General features: G+C 53.5%; 18 protein-coding genes. 9 read left to right on the forward strand and 9 right to left on the reverse strand.

Annotated elements, in window-relative coordinates:
• Positions 1 to 15 precede the first annotated feature (15 nt).
• The 3 genes from infB to rimP are packed head-to-tail and all read right to left on the reverse strand — an operon-like array spanning position 16 to position 4,857.
• A complete protein-coding gene (gene infB, locus JDW22_RS11520; protein ID WP_200523172.1) occupies positions 16 to 2,889 on the reverse strand; it encodes a translation initiation factor IF-2 in 2,874 nt (957 codons plus the stop codon).
• Between the two features lie 10 nt (positions 2,890 to 2,899).
• The gene (gene nusA / locus JDW22_RS11525; RefSeq protein ID WP_200523173.1) at positions 2,900 to 4,402 is read right to left on the reverse strand and encodes a transcription termination factor NusA; all 1,503 of its coding nucleotides are present in this window, start codon (positions 4,400 to 4,402) and stop codon (positions 2,900 to 2,902) included.
• Between the two features lie 17 nt (positions 4,403 to 4,419).
• Positions 4,420 to 4,857, reverse strand: coding sequence for a ribosome maturation factor RimP (rimP, locus tag JDW22_RS11530; protein ID WP_200523174.1), 438 nt, complete (start codon positions 4,855 to 4,857; stop codon positions 4,420 to 4,422).
• Positions 4,858 to 5,141: 284 nt separating this feature from the next.
• Here rimP and JDW22_RS11535 point away from each other — a divergent pair, with 284 nt between their 5' ends.
• From JDW22_RS11535 to JDW22_RS11560, 7 genes are all read left to right on the forward strand, one after another.
• Positions 5,142 to 5,708, forward strand: a complete 567-nt coding sequence (locus JDW22_RS11535) for a beta-class carbonic anhydrase (protein WP_200523175.1) — start codon at positions 5,142 to 5,144, stop codon at positions 5,706 to 5,708.
• Positions 5,701 to 6,321 (forward strand): nicotinate-nucleotide adenylyltransferase, encoded by a 621-nt coding sequence (nadD, locus tag JDW22_RS11540; protein WP_200523176.1) that lies wholly within the window; start codon positions 5,701 to 5,703, stop codon positions 6,319 to 6,321. Before JDW22_RS11535 ends, nadD begins: the two co-directional genes overlap by 8 nt.
• A gap of 590 nt (positions 6,322 to 6,911) precedes the next feature.
• The gene (locus JDW22_RS11545) at positions 6,912 to 7,646 is read left to right on the forward strand and encodes a metal ABC transporter ATP-binding protein (RefSeq protein WP_200523177.1); all 735 of its coding nucleotides are present in this window, start codon (positions 6,912 to 6,914) and stop codon (positions 7,644 to 7,646) included.
• Positions 7,647 to 7,652: 6 nt separating this feature from the next.
• The gene (locus JDW22_RS11550; protein ID WP_200523178.1) at positions 7,653 to 7,895 is read left to right on the forward strand and encodes a hypothetical protein; all 243 of its coding nucleotides are present in this window, start codon (positions 7,653 to 7,655) and stop codon (positions 7,893 to 7,895) included.
• Positions 7,896 to 8,105: 210 nt separating this feature from the next.
• Positions 8,106 to 8,987 carry a metal ABC transporter permease gene (locus tag JDW22_RS11555; protein ID WP_200523179.1) on the forward strand — a complete coding sequence of 294 codons (882 nt, stop codon included), beginning with the start codon at positions 8,106 to 8,108 and terminating at the stop codon, positions 8,985 to 8,987.
• A 15-nt stretch (positions 8,988 to 9,002) separates the two neighbouring features.
• Entirely contained in the window at positions 9,003 to 9,134 is a 132-nt protein-coding gene (locus JDW22_RS14025; protein WP_268884245.1) for a hypothetical protein, read from the forward strand.
• Between the two features lie 30 nt (positions 9,135 to 9,164).
• Positions 9,165 to 10,763 carry a peptide chain release factor 3 gene (locus JDW22_RS11560; protein WP_200523180.1) on the forward strand — a complete coding sequence of 533 codons (1,599 nt, stop codon included), beginning with the start codon at positions 9,165 to 9,167 and terminating at the stop codon, positions 10,761 to 10,763.
• A gap of 226 nt (positions 10,764 to 10,989) precedes the next feature.
• Here the strand turns inward: JDW22_RS11560 and JDW22_RS11565 are convergent, their stop codons facing one another.
• Positions 10,990 to 11,859 (reverse strand): SEL1-like repeat protein, encoded by an 870-nt coding sequence (locus JDW22_RS11565; RefSeq protein WP_200523181.1) that lies wholly within the window; start codon positions 11,857 to 11,859, stop codon positions 10,990 to 10,992.
• Between the two features lie 330 nt (positions 11,860 to 12,189).
• On the opposite strand from JDW22_RS11565, the gene JDW22_RS11570 reads away from it, so the two are divergent.
• Positions 12,190 to 12,561 (forward strand): helix-turn-helix domain-containing protein, encoded by a 372-nt coding sequence (locus JDW22_RS11570; protein WP_200523182.1) that lies wholly within the window; start codon positions 12,190 to 12,192, stop codon positions 12,559 to 12,561.
• Positions 12,562 to 12,647: 86 nt separating this feature from the next.
• On the opposite strand, the gene JDW22_RS14030 is transcribed toward JDW22_RS11570, so the two are convergent.
• Positions 12,648 to 12,773, reverse strand: a complete 126-nt coding sequence (locus JDW22_RS14030; protein WP_268884246.1) for a hypothetical protein — start codon at positions 12,771 to 12,773, stop codon at positions 12,648 to 12,650.
• A gap of 121 nt (positions 12,774 to 12,894) precedes the next feature.
• On the opposite strand from JDW22_RS14030, the gene JDW22_RS11575 reads away from it, so the two are divergent.
• Positions 12,895 to 13,599 carry an MOSC domain-containing protein gene (locus JDW22_RS11575; RefSeq protein WP_200523183.1) on the forward strand — a complete coding sequence of 235 codons (705 nt, stop codon included), beginning with the start codon at positions 12,895 to 12,897 and terminating at the stop codon, positions 13,597 to 13,599.
• 49 nt (positions 13,600 to 13,648) lie between these two features.
• On the opposite strand, the gene JDW22_RS11580 is transcribed toward JDW22_RS11575, so the two are convergent.
• The 4 genes from JDW22_RS11580 to JDW22_RS11595 all read right to left on the reverse strand — a co-directional run bounded on the left by JDW22_RS11580 (position 13,649) and on the right by JDW22_RS11595 (position 18,669).
• Entirely contained in the window at positions 13,649 to 13,867 is a 219-nt protein-coding gene (locus tag JDW22_RS11580) for a hypothetical protein (RefSeq protein WP_200523184.1), read from the reverse strand.
• 172 nt (positions 13,868 to 14,039) lie between these two features.
• A complete protein-coding gene (gene metF / locus JDW22_RS11585; protein ID WP_200523185.1) occupies positions 14,040 to 14,891 on the reverse strand; it encodes a methylenetetrahydrofolate reductase [NAD(P)H] in 852 nt (283 codons plus the stop codon).
• 179 nt (positions 14,892 to 15,070) lie between these two features.
• Positions 15,071 to 17,350: a 5-methyltetrahydropteroyltriglutamate--homocysteine S-methyltransferase gene (gene metE, locus JDW22_RS11590; protein WP_200523186.1), complete on the reverse strand. Its 2,280-nt coding sequence runs from the start codon at positions 17,348 to 17,350 to the stop codon at positions 15,071 to 15,073.
• Positions 17,351 to 18,204: 854 nt separating this feature from the next.
• Positions 18,205 to 18,669: a Fur family transcriptional regulator gene (locus JDW22_RS11595; protein WP_200523187.1), complete on the reverse strand. Its 465-nt coding sequence runs from the start codon at positions 18,667 to 18,669 to the stop codon at positions 18,205 to 18,207.
• Positions 18,670 to 18,763: the final 94 nt, after the last annotated feature.

Genomic DNA, 18,763 nt, shown 5'->3' on the forward strand with positions numbered 1-18,763 from the left:
GGCTGCCTTTGGCGTTTACAGCGTGCGCGCCACTTCAATCACATCAAAGCATTCCAACACGTCGCCCTCGGCGATGTCGTCGTAGCCTTTAATCATCAGGCCGCACTCGAAGCCCATGCGGACTTCTTTCACATCGTCTTTGAAGCGTTTGAGCGAAGACAACTCGCCCGTATGGATGACTACATTATTGCGGATGATGCGCACATGGCTGTCGCGTTTGACCACGCCATCGGTAACCATGCAGCCTGCAATGTTGCCCACTTTGGACACGGTGATGACTTGGCGGATTTCCACCGTGCCCGTTTGCTGTTCCTTTTCTTCGGGCGCGAGCATCCCGCTCATCGCGGCTTTCACATCGTCAATCGCGTCGTAAATAATGTTGTAGTAGCGGATTTCCACGTCTTCGGCTTCGGCGAGCTTGCGGGCAGAGCCATCGGCGCGCACGTTAAAGCCGATAATCAATGCGCCCGAAGCAATCGCCAAGTTCACATCGCTCTCGGAAATACCACCCACGCCGCTGTGCAACACGCTCACTTTCACCTCGTCGGTGGACAGTTTTTGCAGGCTGCCCGCCAAGGCTTCGTAAGAACCCTGCACGTCTGCCTTGATGATGACCGACAGATTTTGCGCCGCGCCTTCGCCCATGTTGTTGAACATATTTTCCAGCTTGGCGGCTTGTTGCTTGGCAAGGCGCACATCGCGGTATTTGCCTTGGCGGAACAGCGCCACTTCACGCGCTTTTTTCTCGTCTGCCAACACCAGCGCGTCTTCGCCTGCGTTGGGCACGTCCGACAAACCTAAGATTTCCACGGGGATAGACGGCGTAGCGGCTTCAATCGGCTTGCCGTTTTCGTCTAACATGGCGCGGACTTTGCCATACGCCGTGCCCGCCAGCAGCATATCGCCTTTGCGCAGCGTGCCGCTTTGCACCAACAGCGTTGCCACCGCGCCGCGGCCTTTGTCTAACCGCGCTTCCACGATAAGCCCTTTGGCAGGCGCGTCCACAGGGGCTTTCAGCTCCAACACTTCGGCTTCCAGCAACACCGCTTCCAGCAATTTGTCAATATTCGTGCCTTGTTTTGCCGAAACATCAATAAACTGCACATCGCCGCCCCATTCGTCGCTCACGACTTCATATTGCGTCAATTCTTGGCGGATGCGCTCGGGGTTCGCCGCTTCCTTGTCAATTTTGTTCACGGCCACCACCAGCGGCACACCGGCGGCTTTGGCGTGGGCAATCGCTTCCACCGTTTGCGGCATCACGCCGTCATCGGCGGCCACCACCAGAATCACGATGTCGGTTGCCTGCGCACCGCGCGCACGCATCGCGGTAAACGCTTCGTGCCCCGGAGTATCCAAGAACGTCACCACGCCGCGCGGTGTTTCGACGTGATACGCGCCGATGTGTTGCGTGATGCCGCCCGCTTCGCCTGCCACCACTTTACTGCGGCGGATGTAGTCCAACAGCGAAGTTTTACCGTGGTCCACGTGCCCCATCACCGTTACCACAGGTGGGCGCGGCAGCAATTCTGCTGTGCTGGCGGATTCTTCGCCCAAGAAAGCATCGGGGTCGTCAATCGCAGCAGGTTTGCCGATGTGTCCCATTTCTTCCACCACAATTAACGCGGTTTCTTGGTCAAGCGATTGGTTGATGGTAACCATCATGCCCATTTTCATCAGCGTTTTTACCACTTCCACGCCTTTAACCGCCATTTTGTGCGCCAAATCGGCAACGGTAATGGTTTCGGGTACTAATACTTCATGCACCACAGGCTCGGTAGGTGCTTGGAAGCCGTGTTGATTGGGTTCCAGTTTCAGTTTTTTGCCTTTTTTGCCGCCACGCACGCGCTCGTCATCGCCACTGCGACCGCTGCGCGCGTCTTTGCCGCCTTTGCCTTTGCCGCCACGGCTGCCGCGCATTTCATCATCATCGCGGCTGTTGCGGCGGTCGTCTTTTTTGCGGCTGCCGCTGCTGGGGTTTTCAGGCTGCCCTTGTTGCTGGGCGGGCGCAGCGGTTTTCAGGCTGCCTGATGCGTTGCCTGATTTGCCGCCCGCTTTTTGTTCCGCTTTTTGGCGTTTGGCTTCTTCGGCTTTTTTCTCTAATTTTTCTTCGCTGGGCTTGGCGATGCGCTGCCCTTTGCCGTCTTTGCCTTCTTTTTTGGCGGCGGCGGCTAAACGCGCTTCTTCTGCCGCTTGCAACTTGGCTTCTTCGCGGCGTTTGCGGCGTTCTTCGCGCTCGGCTTTTTCGCGGGCAAGCTGCTCTTGCGCTTCGCGCAATTTGGCGGCGCGGTCGGCTTCTTCGCTGCGGCGTTCCGCTTCGGCGGCGTTCACCACTTCAACAGGCGTGGGCAACGGCTCGGGCGCGGCGTCTTTTTTCTTGTTGCGGCTGCGTTTTTTCTTGTCGCCTTCGCCGGCGGCTTTTTCAGGCTGCCCTTGTTTGTCGGCTGATGGTTTGTCAGATGCTTTTTCAGGCTGCGCTTGCGCGGCAGATTGTTCAACAGCAGGCTCGGCAGATTGCGCCGCAACTTCTGTTTCCGCTGCTTCGGTTTTTTCAGGCTGCTTATCGGCTTTGGCGGCTTTGCCCGCGCGGATATGCTCGGCTTCGGCTTGCGCGGCGCGGCGTTTGGCTTCGCGCTCGGTGGTTTCTTGCTCGGCAGCGGCAGCGTTTTCAGGCTGCGTTTGCTCGGCAGCTTGCGCTACGGCATTGCTTTCGCTGTTCAGGCTGCCTGAAACTTCGGCGGCGGTATTTTCTGCGCTGGCAGCGTTTTCAGGCTGCCCTTCTTGTTCCGCTTTGAGCTGCGCCAGCAATTCTTCTTTGGAAACTTTGTTGCGGCGTTTTTTTACAACCACTTCGGTGTCGGTTGTGGACACGGTTTTTCGGTTAGTCATCTGTTATTCCTTATGCGTTGTCTTCTTCGGCGAACCAATGCGCACGCGCCGCCAAAATGGCTTTTTCGGCTTCTTCGTGGCTCACGCCTGTGATTTCAATCAGTTCGGCGATGGAAAGTTCCGCCAAATCATCGCGGCTGGTGATGTTGGCTTCTGCCAAATCGCGCAGCATGTCTTCGTCCACGCCGTCCAAAGTGCGCAAATCTTCGTCAATTTCGTTGAGCTTGGCTTCGGCTTCTTCGGCGGCTTTGAGCACCACTTCGCGGGCTTTGGCGCGCAGGCTTTCCGCCAGCTCGGCATCAAAGCCTTCCACTTCCAGCAATTCGCTGGCGGGCACATAAGCCACCTCTTCCACGCTTTCAAAGCCTTCGTTCACCAGCGCATCGGCAATTTCTTCCGACACATCAAGCTGTTCCACGAATAATTGACGCGCCGCCGCGCTTTCGGCTGCGGTGCGCTCTTCGGCTTCTTGCAGCGTCATGATGTTCAGTTGCAAGCCGGTTAATTCGGCCGCCAAGCGCACGTTTTGCCCGCCGCGCCCAATTGCCAAGGCAAGCTGGTCTTCGGCAACAATCACGTCCACCGAGTTCAACTCATCGTCAATCACAATGCGGCTCACTTGCGCGGGCGAAAGCGCGTTGATCACAAATTGCGCCGTATCATCAGACCACAGCACCACATCAATGCGCTCGCCGCCAATTTCGTTAGACACCGCGTTCACACGCGAACCGCGCACGCCAATGCACGTGCCTTGCGGATCAATGCGCTGGTCGCGCGCCAACACGGCGATTTTGGCGCGTTGCCCGGGGTCGCGCGCCACTTCTTTGATTTCCAGCAGACCGTCGGCGATTTCGGGCACTTCCTGCGCAAACAATTCGCGCACAAAATCGGGCGCGGAACGGCTCAGCAACACTTGCTTGCGCCCGCCGTTAAATTCTTCCAGCTTCCAAAACAGCGCGCGGATGCGGTCGCCGCCGCGATAGTTTTCGCGGGGCAGCATTTGCTCGCGCGGAATCAGCGCATCCAGCTTGGGCGCAAGTTCCACCACAATGCCGTGGCGTTCCATGCGTTTAACCGTGCCTGTTACGATGTTTTCATGCGTTTCCAAAAAATGATTCAAAATTTGCTCGCGCTCGGCATCGCGGATGCGTTGCAGGATGATTTGCTTGGCGGTTTGCGCGGCTTGCCGTCCGAAGGCTTCGTTGGGCAGCTCTTCTTCGTAGTAATCGCCCACGCTGATTTGGATTTCAGGCTGCTCTTCTTGGATTTGCTCAATGGTTTTTTCCAGCTCGGGATAGGTGTAGTCCAAATCTTCCACGATGAGCCATTTGCGGATGGTTTTGTAGTCGCCTGTTTCGCGGTCGATGCGGATTTCCAAATCCATTTGCTCGCGATCGGCTTTTTTCTTGGCGGCGATGCCCAGCGCGACTTCCAGCGCTTCAAATACGATTTCGTTGCTGACGTTTTTTTCGCTTGCCAAGGCTTCGGCAAGCAGCAATATCTCTTTGCTCACGTTGTGTCTCCTAATGGTTAAAATTTGAATTCGGGTTTCAGGCGGGCTTTGTCGATGTTGCCCAGTTCGATTTCGGCGGTTTTGCCGTCAAACGACAGGGTGAGCGTTTGCGTGTTGTCGTTAAAGGTTTCGATGCGCCCGATGAAGTTTTTTTGCCCGTCCACCGGCAGGCGGGTTTTGAGCTTGATTTGGCTGCCTGCAAAGCGGATGAAATCGGCGGCTTTTTTCAGCGGTCTATCTAAACCAGGGCTGGAAATTTCTAGGTTTTTGTAGTCTATGTTTTCCACCATAAACACGCGGCTTAGGTGGTTGCTGACGGCGGCGCAGTCGTCCACGGTGATGCCGCCTGCTTTGTCAATAAACACGCGCAAGGTGCCTTGCGCGGTGAGTTCGTGGTCCACCAGCTCGTAGCCGAGGCCGGGGAGGGTGGTGTCTAAAATGCTTTGAATGTCCATGTTTTCTTTGTTTGCAAGGGGTATAAATACAAAAAAATGACCGCGCGGGTCATTTTTCGTGTGGGGGTGAAAAATTGGCGCGATTATACGGCTTTTTGCTTGAAATGAAAAGGATGTTTTGCGCAAGGCAGCCTGAAACGGGGGGATGGAGGCAGCCTGAAAGGTAAAAAATAGGGCAAGAGGGATTTGGCGAAAATGGTTTTGCTCTCGCGCGTATGATTTTCAGGCTGCCTAAATGGCTGCATAATGCGCGTTTTGTGTTTTTTAGTTTGAGGGAAGAAGCAATGTCTGAATTGGATAAAATTTTGGCGTACAACGCCTCGTTTGTGGATGCTGAGCAGTATGCGGCGTATCAAACCAACAAATACCCCGAGCGCAAGCTGGCGATTTTGTCGTGCATGGACACGCGGATTGTGGAGCTGATTTATGCGGCGCTGGGCGTGAAAAACGGCGATGTGAAGATGATTCGCAACGCGGGGGCAGTGGTGTCGCATCCTTGGGGTTCGGTGATGCGCTCGCTGCTGGTGGCGGTGCTGGAATTGCGCGTGGAGGAGATTATGGTGATTGCGCATTTTGACTGCGGGATGCGCGGGCTGACGGCGCAGGCGATGCTGGACGCGGCGCAGGCGCGGGGCATTCCCGCCGACCGCATTGAAACGCTGCGCCATGCGGGGATTGATTTGGATGGCTGGTTTACGGGGTTTGATAATGTGGAACAGAGCGTGCGCCATACGGTGAACATGATTCGCCATCATCCGCTGATGCCGAGCAATGTGGTGGTGCATGGGCTGGTGATTCATCCGAGCACGGGCAAATTGACGTTGATTGAAAAGGGCGCGCGCGATGAATAAGCTGGGCTTGTTCGGCGGCAGCTTTGACCCGATTCACAATGGGCATCTGCATATTGCGCACGCGTTTGCGGATGAATTGGCGTTGGACAGCGTGATTTTTTTGCCTGCGGGCGATCCGTATCACAAAAATGCAACGTCGGCTTCTGCGGCGCAGCGTTTGGCGATGGTGGAAGCGGCGATAGAAGGCGATAGCCGTTTTGCCGCCAGCGATGTGGACATGGTGCGCGATGGGGCGACGTATAGCGTGGATACGGTGCAGATTTTTCGCCAGCATTTTGCCGGTGCCGAGCTTTGGTGGCTGATGGGAATGGACAGCCTACTGCAATTGCACACTTGGAAAAACTGGCGCACCTTTGCGCGGCTAACTCATATCGCAGTGGCAGCGCGCGCAGGGCAGTCGCTCAACCATGCGCCGCCGGAGCTGCGCGATTGGCTGGGCGAGGCGTTGCAACAGGGCAGCCTGAAAATCTTGTCTGCGCCGCTGTTAGACATCAGTTCCAGCGCGATTCGGCGGCGGGCGGCGGCGGGGCAAAGCATTGCGGACGACGTACCCGAGGCGGTGGCGCGGTTGATTGGGCAATGGGGGCTGTATCGCGGCATTGAGGCAGCCTGAAATCCGAATGGAACGGCGACGGTTTGCCGCCAAATGGCGTGTTAGACGACGCGCCATCATGTATTGCGTTTCAGGCTGCCTTAAATCATCACATCAAAGGCAGCCTGAAAACATAACAATCGTTTGGTGTTGCGCCAAACGATTTTTTGCCGAATAGATGGGTTTTCAGGCTGCCTTTGTTCGCCATGATTAGGCAGCCTGAAATCTAAGCCTGAAAACTAAAATGAAACGACAACGGCTCATCATCAAACCGATCCAACCTAACAGCGCTTTGCTGATGAGCCGCCGACGCGCCATTTGGTTTTCAGGCTGCCGCAGAAGATGCAAAGGCTCCAATCCAAACCGCGTTTGCCAAACAAGCGGGGCAAAACCGCCTGATTTTTACGCCGCCGGCAAGCCCGCGCATTCACATCGCTTAACGCGCGCGCCGCTCCTGTTATACAATATCACCCTTTTTTGCTCAGACAGCCTGAAAGTGTGCTTATGAAACCTCCCTTTTCCCTGTTGCTCGCCAGCCTGTCCCAACGCCTTGCCATCGCCGCCGCCGTGCTGCTGATTGTGTGGTGCGTGTATTACTGGGCGGTGTCGGCATGAGTATTGTTATCCACAATTTAACCGTGAGCTATCAATCACGCCCTGCTGTGCACCATGTGAACATGACGTTTGCCGATGGCTGTATGTATGCCATTTTTGGGCCCAACGGCGCGGGCAAGTCCACGCTGCTTAAAGCGATTATGGGGCTGCTCAAACACACGGGCAGCGTGCAATGGCAAAACCTGTCGCGCCGCGACATTGCTTATTTGCCGCAGCAGTCGGACATTGACCGCAGCCAGCCGCTGACGGTGTTTGAGCTGACGGCGATGGGCTTGTGGTATGAAATCGGCTTTTTTGGGCGGCTGTCGGCGGCGCAGCGCGAACGGGTGCATCATGCGCTGGCGCGCGTGGAGATGGCGGATTTTGCCCACCGCCACATCAGCGACCTGTCCAACGGGCAGTTCCAGCGCGTGCTGTTTGCCCGCATGCTGGTGCAAAACGCGCAATTTTTGCTGCTGGACGAGCCGTTTAACGCGGTGGATGCCAAAACCACTTATGCCTTGCTGGATTTGCTGCGCCAAGAAAACCAAGCGGGGCGGGCCGTCATCGCCGTGCTGCATGATTACGAGCAAGTGCGCGCTTATTTTCCGCATACGTTTTTGCTGGCGCGGGAAAAGGTGGCGGAGGGCAAGACCGAAGCGGTGCTGACCGATGAGCTGTTGCTGCGTGCCAATGCGTTGGCGCAAAAGGCGGAAGATGAAGCGCAATGGTGCGAGGTTGAGGTAGCCTGAAATGCTTTGCCTGCGTTTGCAAATGGCAGCCTGAAAGGGCGTTTTCCCATTTTCAGGCTGCCTCCTTTGCCTAATCTGCAACCGATGGCGTGGCGGCTTGCCGATGTTGCCAACCAACGCAGTTTAATCAACGTTCCATTTGGCGACGAGCCGTCGCCGCGCCATGCGTTGCTTGGTTGGCATGGTTTTCAGGCTGCCTACCGCGTGGCACAATCAATGGCAGCCTTGCCCCTTTGTCCAAATCTTTGATTTGAGTATTAAGTAAGCATCTAAATCTTTGATTTAGCCATGCGAACTTATGCAAAGCTCAGGGGGTATGCCGCAGCGCAGCGAAGGTTGAAAACCCTATTCCCTCGCTTTATCAACACTCTATAAGGCAGCCTGAAACCGCGTCCCCCCCACCACGCCGCCCGCCCCTTTTTCAGGCTGCCTCAACACAACCCAATCCCACCCACCACCATGTACGACTTATTCATCGCCCCCTTTACCGAATTTTCCTTTATGCGCTACGCCCTCGCGTCGGTTGTCTTTCTTGCCCTCTCCGCCGCGCCTGTGGGCGTGTTTTTGGTGATGCGCCGCATGAGCCTGATTGGCGACGCGCTCAGCCACGCCGTGCTCCCCGGGGCGGCGATTGGCTACATGATTGCGGGGCTGAGCCTGCCCGCGATGGGCTTGGGCGGCTTTATCGCGGGGATGCTGATGGCGTTTTTCGCGGGCATTGTGAGCCGCTTCACCGAGCTTAAAGAAGATGCCAACTTTGCCGCGTTCTACCTCACCAGCCTTGCCATCGGCGTGCTGCTGGTGAGCCTCGGCAACAACAGCGTAGAGCTTTTGCATTTGCTGTTTGGCTCGGTGCTGGCGGTGGATTTGGGCTCGTTGCGGCTGATGGGCGGCGTGGCAAGCTGCACCATCATCGCGCTGGCGGTGATGTTTCGTCCGCTGCTGCTGGAAAGCATAGACCCGCTGTTTCTGCGCTCGGTAAACGGGCGCGGCGGCTTGTGGCATGTCGCCTTTTTGATTTTGGTGGTGATGAATTTGGTGGCGGGCTTTCAGGCATTAGGCACGCTGATGTCGGTGGGCTTGATGATGCTGCCCGCCATCGCCGCGCGACTGTGGGTGAAAAGCATCGGCGCGTTGATGCTGGTTTCCGCCATCAGCGCGTTGCTGTGTGGCTACGCGGGGCTGCTGCTGTCGTACCACCATCCCGCCAACTTGCCATCGGGCCCGACTATTATTCTATTTTGCGGCGGCTGGTATTTTGTCTCCGTGCTGTTTGGCGCGCAAAGCGGCATTGTGGTGAAGCTGCTGCGCAAGCGGCATCGGGCGATTTATGTGAAGTGAGTTTCAGGCTGCCTAATGGTTCGCAATAGGCAGCCTGAAACGCAAAAAACCAAGCAAAAACTAAAAAACGTTTACAATACGCCCTTTTCATTTTTCCCCTTTTCAGGCTGCCCGAAACGCCAAAGGCAGCCTGAAAACGGTTTTTAACTACCCAACCATTGCCACAAAAGAGTTCCCATGTCCGAAATCCTAGACCAAGTCCGCCGCCGCCGCACCTTTGCCATCATCTCCCACCCCGACGCGGGTAAAACCACGCTCACCGAAAAGCTCTTGCTGTTTTCGGGCGCCATCCAAAGCGCGGGCACGGTAAAGGGCAAGAAAACCGGCAAATTCGCCACATCCGACTGGATGGAAATCGAAAAGCAGCGCGGCATTTCGGTGGCGTCGTCGGTGATGCAGTTTGACTACAAAGACCACACCGTCAACCTTTTGGACACCCCCGGCCACCAAGACTTCTCGGAAGACACCTACCGCGTGCTCACCGCCGTGGACAGCGCGCTGATGGTCATCGACGCCGCCAAAGGCGTGGAAGCGCAAACCATCAAACTGCTCAATGTCTGCCGCCTGCGTAATACTCCGATTGTTACCTTTATGAACAAATACGACCGCGAAGTGCGCGATTCGCTGGAACTGCTGGACGAAGTGGAAAATATCCTGCAAATCCGCTGCGCGCCCGTAACTTGGCCGATCGGCATGGGCAAAAACTTCAAGGGCGTGTACCACATTCTGAATGACGAAGTATATTTGTTTGAAGCGGGCGGCGAGCGTTTACCGCACGAGTTTGACGTGATTAAAGGCATTGACAATCCCGAGTTGGCGCAGCGTTTTCCGCTGGAAATCCAGCAGCTGCGCGATGAGATTGAGCTGGTTCAGGCGGCGTCCAATGAGTTTGATTTGGCAGAATTTTTGGCGGGCGAACTCACGCCCGTGTTCTTCGGCTCGGCAATCAACAATTTCGGCATTCAGGAAATTTTGAACTCGCTGATTGACTGGGCGCCCGCGCCGCAGCCGCGCGATGCCACCGTGCGCCAAGTTGCGCCCGACGAAGCCAAATTCTCGGGATTTGTGTTTAAAATCCAAGCCAATATGGACCCGAAACACCGCGACCGCATCGCCTTTTTGCGCGTCTGCTCGGGCAAGTTTGAGCGCGGCATGAAAATGAAACACCTGCGCATCAACCGCGAAATCGCCGCCTCCAGCGTGGTAACATTCATGTCGCACGACCGCGAGCTGGTGGAAGAAGCCTACGCGGGCGACATCATCGGCATCCCCAACCACGGCAATATCCAAATCGGCGACAGCTTCTCCGAAGGCGAACAACTGGCGTTCACCGGCATCCCGTTTTTCGCGCCCGAGCTGTTCCGCAGCGTGCGCATTAAAAATCCGCTGAAAATCAAACAACTGCAAAAAGGCTTGCAGCAGCTGGGCGAAGAAGGCGCAGTGCAGGTGTTCAAGCCGATGAGCGGCGCGGATTTGATTTTGGGCGCGGTGGGCGTGTTGCAGTTTGAAGTGGTAACGTCGCGGCTGGCGAATGAATACGGCGTGGAAGCGGTGTTTGACAACGCATCCATCTGGTCGGCGCGCTGGGTGTCGTGCGACGACAAGAAAAAGCTGGCGGAGTTTGAAAAGGCGAACGCGGGCAATCTGGCGGTGGACGCGGGCAGCAATCTGGCGTACCTCGCGCCCAATCGGGTGAATTTGAATTTAACGCAGGAGCGCTGGCCAGACATCGTGTTCCACGAAACGCGCGAGCATTCGGTGAAGTTGAACGGCTGATACGACCGATAAACAAAGTGCAGGCTGCTTTTGAAGGTTTAAAAACCCGAAAAGCAGCCTGCACTTTGTTTGCCCTTTATTCCGCAAACGTTTTGCCACGAAACACGCGCACCGCGTTGCCGCATGTCGAGCCAATATTGTGCAAAATTGTCTTGCAGGCTGCCTGAAAAAGAAAAGTGGATTAGCCATTTTTTACTAATCCAAATTTTATTTAAATTTGAAATGATTAAAAAGGCGATTCATCGTCAGAATTATCGTCTTCATCAATATCAAAAAAATCTTTTCCAAATTTATTTATACAATACTCATAAACATAATTTACGACCATTAACCGCAATACACCAAAATCTTCTAATTTTAGATTTTTCTTATGAAATTGTTTTGCTATGCCTAATAACATTGGTACAGCATTCAAATTAAAATATTCTGATAATTTAGCTTCGGTATTTTGTTTTAAAAACATATTTAAAGGGTAAAAATGTTCCCAATCTGCATTTACATGAGTCAGCGATGATACTTGATAAAATTGATTAATTTCCTTATTAGAAAAATTCCGAATACAATAAACTTCATAAGTGATAAATTCAGTAATCAATTCTTTAAATTTTTCTTTATCTAGAAATACGCGCGGGTAAGAATACGATGTAAAATTTTCATTCCATAAAATAAACATATGAGCCAAGATGTAAGCTAAATTACCATATTGCCCACCTTCAAAAAATTGCAATGACGACTTAATAAACCTTTCTTGCAAAACTTCATTATTTGGATTTGGAATTAAACTATAAAATACTTCTTCATTCAGTCCAATAATTTCAGCAGATTGTTTTGCTTTCTTATGCCCCATTTTATCGGCTTGTTGGAAATATTGACGTGCTTTTTCATAATTAGGAACAAGGCAGCCTGCACCGTCCAAATAGATTAGTCCAAGATTATAAGCAGCAGAAGGGTGTTCATAATTGACGCGTTCAAAATAATTAATGGCTTGCTTTATATTTCCTTTGGACAAAGCAATTACGCCTTTATTGTAAATTTCCTTTGTCTCTGGCGAATAATTGGTATCTATCGGATTAAATAATCTACTGAAAAAACCCATTTCTGTGTTATCCTTTTTTTGACATTAAATGTTCTTTAAAATATATTATTAAAAATAATATCCAATGAAGTGGCCACAATACTGAAAGAAGTATCTGTGTAAACAATAGTTGCTTTTCAGTAGTTTTTGTGCTTGTCCAAAAAATAAAGCAATATGTAACCACTATTCCAATAATGTAAATTCCCATTTCCTATATATGCGTAAAATTTTTAAAATTGTATGCTATGCTTCATAACAACTTTTAACAACCAACCAAAAATGATAGAATCAACACTTTAAATATCGAAAACCACTCTTTCAGGCAACCTGAAAGAAATTAAAGGATAAAAAATGGAAGTCCACGACAAAATTCGCGTGATGAGAGAAATTAACCAATGGTCGCAAGAAGAAATGGCGGAAAAATTGGCTATGTCCGCCAATGGTTATGCGAAAATCGAACGTGGGCAAACTAACATAAGTATTGATAAACTAAAACAAATTGCACAAATTTTTAACATTGATATGGTAGATTTAATTACCAACCAAGATAAAACGTTTTTCTTTTCCATCGGCGACAATAATGTAAATAGCCATAATTTAAATTCAATGGATAAATTCCAATTATTGCTTGATGCAAAGGATGAATTATTAAAACAAAAAGACAAAGAGATTGAAGCGTTAAAAGAAATCATTGCGTTATTAAAATCCAATGTAGAAAAATAAAAAGGTTGGGATTCGTTCCCAATCTTTTTATTTTTCAGGCAGCCTGAAAACGCGTAGGCAACGAGTGCCCACTCTGTATAAACTCTTTATTCCGCAAACGTCTTACCGCGAAACACGCGCACCGCGTTGCCGCGTTCCAAACGGTAGAGCTGCGCGTGCGCGTCGGCGGCGTGTTGATCCAGCCGTTCTGCGTGCTGTGCGGCGAGTTTCACCGTCAAAAGTTCCAGTACTGTAGGTTGGGTCGAGACCCAACAAAGCCTTGAAATCATCGGAAACGTTGGGTTTGGCAACCCAACCTACAAGACTGCCTCCAAACAAATAAAAGGAAACACCATGCACCCCATCGCCCAAATCCGACAAATCCGCATCGGGCAGCCTGAAAACTTTGCCCGCAACCAACAAAGCGCGATTAACAAGCAGCCTGTCAGCAGCAAAATCGCCGTTACGCCCAGCGGTTTGGCGGGCGATAGCGTGGGCGATCCGCGTTTTCACGGCGGCGCAGACAAGGCGGTGCACGTTTACGCGCTGTACCATTACGACACTTGGCGGCGCGAGCTGCCTGCGGCGCAAAACATGCACGCAGGCGGCTTTGGCGAGAATTTTTGCCTTGATGGCGCGGATGAACACTCGGTGTGCATCGGCGACGAATGGCAGATCGGCACGGCGCGTTTTGCCGTGAGCCAGGGGCGGCAGCCGTGTTGGAAGCTGAACGAGCGTTTCGGCGTGGCGGATATGGCGTTGCGTGTGCAGCAGAGTTTGCGCTGCGGCTGGTATCTGCGCGTGTTGGCGGCAGGCGAAGTGGCGGCAGGCGATGAAGTGTTTTTGCTCTCGCGTCCGTTTCCCGAATGGACGGTGGCGCGGGTGTTGGCGCTGATTGACAGCCGCTGCTGCGATGCAGACGAAATGCGCGCCGTATTGCGCCTGCCGCTGCCCGAATCGTGGGCGCGGCTGTTTGCGCGGCGGCTGGAAACGGGCGGGTGCGAATATTGGGACAGCCGTTTGTTCGGCGACGGCAGCGACGGCAAAAAGGCAGCCTGAAAACGAGCAAAGCGAGTTTCAGCGAAGCTATAGTCGTTCCAATTAAGTCTTATACAAGGCGGCGAGTCGCAGATAGTACAAATAGTACAGCAAGACGAGCCAACGCTGTATAAGGCTTAATTGGAGCGACTATAAAAACGGAAAACGGGTTTTCAGGCTGCCTTTGTTGGTTTTCTATGCTGCTTGTTTTGCTGATAATCTGATTACCAACGCTCGCGCACAAATCGGCGCGACACTCCAAGCTGTAAACCACAAGCCATTCGCTCATTCAACCCAACTCAATTCATCAAACAAAGCATAAGGCAGCCTGAAAAACGGAAAACTCGTTTTCAGGCTGCCTTTGAATTGGCTGGGAACGATGAAATGATGCCGTTGCTTGATGGCTTGGCTGCCGCCGTTTTAGCTTCGCTGAAACTCGCTTTGCTCGTTTTCAGGCTGCCTCACTTCGCAGGCTCGCCGTAAAGGCGTTTGCAAATCTCTGCCGATAAATCGGCGCGGTTAAGCGTGTAAAAATGCAGCCCCGGTGCACCGCCTTGCAGCAGGCGTTCGCACATGTGCGTTACCACGTCCAGCGCAAAGGCGCGGATGGATTCGGCATCGTCGGCGTAGGAATACAGTTTGAGCCGCAGCCAGCGCGGGATTTCCGCGCCGCACATATCGGAAAAGCGCACCAGCTTGGTAAAGCTGTCCACGGGGATGATGCCGGGGATGATGGGGATGTCCACGCCTGCGCGTTGGGCATCGTCCACAAAGTTAAAATAGGCATCGGCGTTGAAAAAATATTGCGTGATGGCGCTGTCCGCGCCTGCGTTCACTTTTTGCACGAAGTAGCGCAAATCGTCGGCGGCGTTTTGCGATTGGGGATGGTATTCGGGATAGGCGGCGACAATGGTGTGAAAGTGGTCGCCAAATTTTTGTTTGACTAGGGCAACGAGTTCGTTGGCGTAGCGCAAGCCTTCCATGCCAAAGCCTGTGCCCGATGGGATGTCGCCGCGCAGGGCAATCAGGCGGTTTACGCCGATGTCTTTGTATTGTTGCAGCAATTCAACAATTTCGTTTTCCAGCATGCCGATGCACGGCAGATGCGGGGCGGCGGGGGTTTGCTCGTTTAGAATATCGCGCACGGTTTGCAGCGTGCCCTCGCGCGTTGAGCCGCCTGCGCCCGAGGTGCAGGAGAAAAATTGCGGGTTGAACTGTTTGAGCTCTTGGCGCACAAGAATTTGCTTGGCGCGCCCTTCGGGGGTGCGGGTGGGGAAAAATTCAAAGCTGAGACTGCGGGAAATGGAGGTCATGTTGATTCCTTTGTGGGTGGCTTTGCTAAGGCGTTTTCAGGCTGCCTTTGTGTTGAGCCAGTAGCCATAATGATTTGCGATGGTAATGAGGCAGCCTGAAACGGGGTAAAACCATTTTCAGGCTGCCTTTTGCGCGAGCAGAAAGGTGGGCAGCCAATGCCCGCCCTATTCTGCGCGGATTACTTCGCGGCAAACTCGCTGCGCAGCTTGTTGGTTACAGCCATCATCACGCGCAGTTGCTCAATAGTTTCTGTCCAGCCGCGTGTTTTCAAGCCACAGTCGGGGTTCACCCACAGGCGTTCCAGCGGCACTACGCTGATGGCTTTGCGCAACAAATGCTCCACTTCGGCTTCAGTGGGCACGCGCGGGCTGTGGATGTCGTACACGCCCGGGCCGATGTCGTTCGGGTATTTGAATTCGCCGAACGCAGTCAGCAAATCCATGTCGGAGCGCGAAGTTTCAATGGTAATCACATCCGCATCCATGCTGGCGATGGCGGGCAGGATGTCGTTGAACTCGCTGTAACACATGTGGGTGTGGATTTGCGTGCTGTTTGCCGTGCCTGTGCTGGTTAAACGGAAGCTCTCGCAAGCCCATGCAAGATATTCATCCCATTGGTTTTTCTTCAACGGCATCGCTTCGCGGATGGCAGGTTCGTCAATTTGGATAACGGTGATGCCTGCGCGTTCCAAATCCAGCACTTCATCGTTCAACGCCAACGCGATTTGTTTGCACACTTGCGAGAGCGGCACATCGTCGCGCACAAACGACCATTTGAACATGGTAACCGGCCCTGTGAGCATGCCTTTCATCGGGCGTTTGGTCAGGCTTTGCGCGTAGCTGGACCAATAAACCGTCATCGGATTGGGGCGCGATACGTCGCCGTAGATGATGGGCGGTTTCACGCAGCGGCTGCCGTAGCTTTGCACCCAGCCAAATTGGCTGAAACAATAGCCCGCCAGCTGTTCGCCAAAATATTCCACCATATCGTTGCGCTCGGCTTCGCCATGCACCAACACGTCAATGCCCAATTTTTCTTGCTCGGCAACGCAGTAGGCGATTTCTTTTTTCATCGCGGCATCGTAATCGGCAGCGGAAAGCTCGCCTTTTTTGAACGCGGCGCGGGCTTGGCGGATTTCGGTGGTTTGCGGGAACGAGCCGATGGTGGTGGTGGGCAGCAGGGGCAGGTGAAGCTGGGCTTGCTGCGCTTTGATGCGCTCGGCAAACGGTGCACCGCGTTGGTCTGCGCCTTTGGGCAGATTGGCAATGCGCGCCTGCACGGCGGCGTTGTGGATTTTGCTGTTGCTGGCGCGGTCGGCTTGGGCGGCATCGGATGCGGCTAAGACAGCCTGAATGCTGTCTAAACCGTTTTGCAAGGCTTGTTTGATGTTGCCCAGTTCCACCAATTTTTGCGCGGCAAACGCCATCCAAGATTTGATTTCGGCATCCAGTTTTTCTTCCAGCGCAAGATCTTGCGGGCTGTGCAACAAGGAGCAGCTTGGGGCAACCCACAGGTTGTCGCCAAATTTGGCTTTGGCATCTTGCAAGTTGGCAACGATTTGGCGCAAGTTGGCACGCCACACGTTGCGCCCATCCACCACGCCTGCGGATAGGATTTTGCTGCTGTCTAGTTGCGCTACAAACGTTGCCAACTGCTCGGACGCGCGCACGCAATCAATGTGCACACCGCTAATCGGCAAGCTGTTTAACAACGCCGCGTGTTCGGCAACGCTGGCAAAATAAGTGCCCAAGATAATGCGCACAGGTGTTTGCGCGAGGGCTTGGTAAACCTCGGGGAAGGCTTCCAGCCAAGGTTTGCCCGCATCAGCCGCCAAAATCGGCTCGTCGATTTGCACATATTCCACGCCTGCATCGGCGATGGTTTGCAATAATTGTTGGTAAACGGGCAGCAGTTTGGGCATCAGCGTTTTGATGCGACAGCCGAAGTCTTCTTTTTTCTTGCCCAGCCACAGCAAGGTGAGCGGGCCCACCAGCGTGGGTTTCACGGCGTAGCCTTGCGCTTGGGCTTCGCGGATTTGGGCAATGATGCGCTCGGGGTGGGCGGAGAATTGGGTGTCGGCATGCCATTCGGGCACGATGTAGTGATAGTTGGTGTCAAACCATTTCGTCATTTCCATCGCAAATTGGGTGGCGTTGCCGCGTGCCAGTTCAAAGTATTGCGGCAGGGTCAGATTGGCAGCCTGAAAACCGAAACGCGCGGGAATCGCGCCCACGGCGCACAGCAAATCCAACACATGGTCGTAAAACGAAAAATCGCCCACGGGCAGCAAATCCGCGCCTGCGGCGTGTTGCGCTGCCCAGTTGGCGCGGCGGATGTCGGCGGCTACGGTTTGCAGCTCGGCTTCGCTGGTTGCGCCTTTCCAGAAGGATTCGGTGGCGAATTTGAGCTCGCGTTTGCCGCCGATGCGGGGGTAGCCTGATAGGTGGAAGGTGGTCATAGGGGTCTCCTAGTGGACGTTTTGGGTTGAAAGATTACAGAACGGGGGATATTGCGCTTAATCTTGCATGAATACAAATGAAAAATTTCCAGCGGCAATATGAATAATTTTAATGTCTAGGCAGCCTGAAAATGGGATTTGTGCTTTGTGGCTGGCTTTGAGTGTCGCTTTAACCATGCGTCTCGTGCCGACGGGGCACTTCCTTTTCTTTGCTTCGCCAAAGTGTGAACCTGCATTCATCATCCGCGCGACAGCTTTTTCGCCCTAAAAACATGGCTACGGCGTTGCAAATGCTCGCAAGGTATCCAACCTTGCTGTGCTTTGCGCCTTGTATCCATGCTTTTATGCCACAAAATCTATTCACGCGGCTAATGAATACAGGTTCAAAGCAAAAGAAAGGCGACCCCGACGTACAGGTCTGCTTCGCAGACTTCCCTCACCTCCGCATCCTTTTTTCGGCGCGTGCGAACTAGCCGCGCTTTGCGCGTCGTCGGACAAGCGCACGCTTGTTCCCGAAAAAAGCATGCTCCGTTCGGCTGGACGTAGGGGAGGGGCTGGCAGTAGTAAACGGATGTGATGAATTAGGCAGCCTGCGGAGCGCGGCGGAGTTGCGAAGCTAAAACCAATCTATCCCGTAAAAAAACCGTTTGGCTCTACACCAAACGGTTTTTCTATTTTCAGGCTGCCTTTGATGATGATTTAAGGCAGCCTGAAACCTTTGCAAAACCAACACCAGTGCTTGCCGACATTTTAATCAACCAGCGCAGCCGATTTAATACGCCATTTGACGACGAGCCGTCGCCGCTCCATTCCATTGAGGCAGCCTGAAAACGGGTTAGGCATTACACAAGCCCTTACGCGCGGCATTTGCCGCACACGCCTGTAAGCACCACGTGTTCTTCGTTGAGCGCGAAGCCTGTTTGTTCTACGGCTTGGTGCAGGGCTTGCCATTCGCGGTTTAGGCTTTGTTCGTCCACCGTGCCGCATTGGGTGCACACAAGGATGAAGCTGCTGTTGTGGCTGTGGGCATCGCTGTGGCAATGGCTGTTGCATTCGTGTTGCACATGGCTGCATAGGATGTAGCCGTTTACGGCGGGGATTTTGTGCAACACGCCCTGCTCCGCCCAAAAATCCAGCGCGCGGTAGGCAGTAGGCGGGGCGAGCACGTTTTGGCTTTCGCGCTGCATTTGCGCCAGCACGGTGTAGGCTTTAATCACGCCGTCCAGCTGCAATACGATGTCTAAAACGTGTTCGCGCAGCGGGGTTACTTGAACATTTTGCGCGCGGCATTGGGCGAGGATGTTTTGTTTGATGTCCATGGCTGTCCTTGTGTGATGAAGTGGGCGCGGGGGTACGCTACAAATAAATGGGATTTTCAGGCTGCCTATGGGCGCATTCTGCCCGTAAGGCAGC

It is taken from the genome of Kingella bonacorsii (genome assembly GCF_016623605.1).
Classification (GTDB): Bacteria; Pseudomonadota; Gammaproteobacteria; order Burkholderiales; family Neisseriaceae; genus Kingella_B; species Kingella_B oralis.

What these genes read in the sequence shown, in the direction of transcription:
- nadD (WP_200523176.1), top strand. Translation starts at nt 5,701, where the DNA reads ATGAATAAGCTGGGCTTGTTCGGCGGCAGCTTTGACCCGATTCACAAT.
- JDW22_RS11565 (WP_200523181.1), bottom strand. Translation starts at nt 11,859, where the DNA reads ATGGGTTTTTTCAGTAGATTATTTAATCCGATAGATACCAATTATTCG.
- JDW22_RS11580 (WP_200523184.1), bottom strand. Translation starts at nt 13,867, where the DNA reads ATGAGCGAATGGCTTGTGGTTTACAGCTTGGAGTGTCGCGCCGATTTG.
- metE (WP_200523186.1), bottom strand. Translation starts at nt 17,350, where the DNA reads ATGACCACCTTCCACCTATCAGGCTACCCCCGCATCGGCGGCAAACGC.
- JDW22_RS11545 (WP_200523177.1), top strand. Translation starts at nt 6,912, where the DNA reads ATGAGTATTGTTATCCACAATTTAACCGTGAGCTATCAATCACGCCCT.
- infB (WP_200523172.1), bottom strand. Translation starts at nt 2,889, where the DNA reads ATGACTAACCGAAAAACCGTGTCCACAACCGACACCGAAGTGGTTGTA.
- JDW22_RS11575 (WP_200523183.1), top strand. Translation starts at nt 12,895, where the DNA reads ATGCACCCCATCGCCCAAATCCGACAAATCCGCATCGGGCAGCCTGAA.
- JDW22_RS11560 (WP_200523180.1), top strand. Translation starts at nt 9,165, where the DNA reads ATGTCCGAAATCCTAGACCAAGTCCGCCGCCGCCGCACCTTTGCCATC.
- JDW22_RS14025 (WP_268884245.1), top strand. Translation starts at nt 9,003, where the DNA reads ATGGTTCGCAATAGGCAGCCTGAAACGCAAAAAACCAAGCAAAAACTA.
- rimP (WP_200523174.1), bottom strand. Translation starts at nt 4,857, where the DNA reads ATGGACATTCAAAGCATTTTAGACACCACCCTCCCCGGCCTCGGCTAC.
- JDW22_RS11555 (WP_200523179.1), top strand. Translation starts at nt 8,106, where the DNA reads ATGTACGACTTATTCATCGCCCCCTTTACCGAATTTTCCTTTATGCGC.
- JDW22_RS11535 (WP_200523175.1), top strand. Translation starts at nt 5,142, where the DNA reads ATGTCTGAATTGGATAAAATTTTGGCGTACAACGCCTCGTTTGTGGAT.
- JDW22_RS11570 (WP_200523182.1), top strand. Translation starts at nt 12,190, where the DNA reads ATGGAAGTCCACGACAAAATTCGCGTGATGAGAGAAATTAACCAATGG.
- JDW22_RS11595 (WP_200523187.1), bottom strand. Translation starts at nt 18,669, where the DNA reads ATGGACATCAAACAAAACATCCTCGCCCAATGCCGCGCGCAAAATGTT.
- metF (WP_200523185.1), bottom strand. Translation starts at nt 14,891, where the DNA reads ATGACCTCCATTTCCCGCAGTCTCAGCTTTGAATTTTTCCCCACCCGC.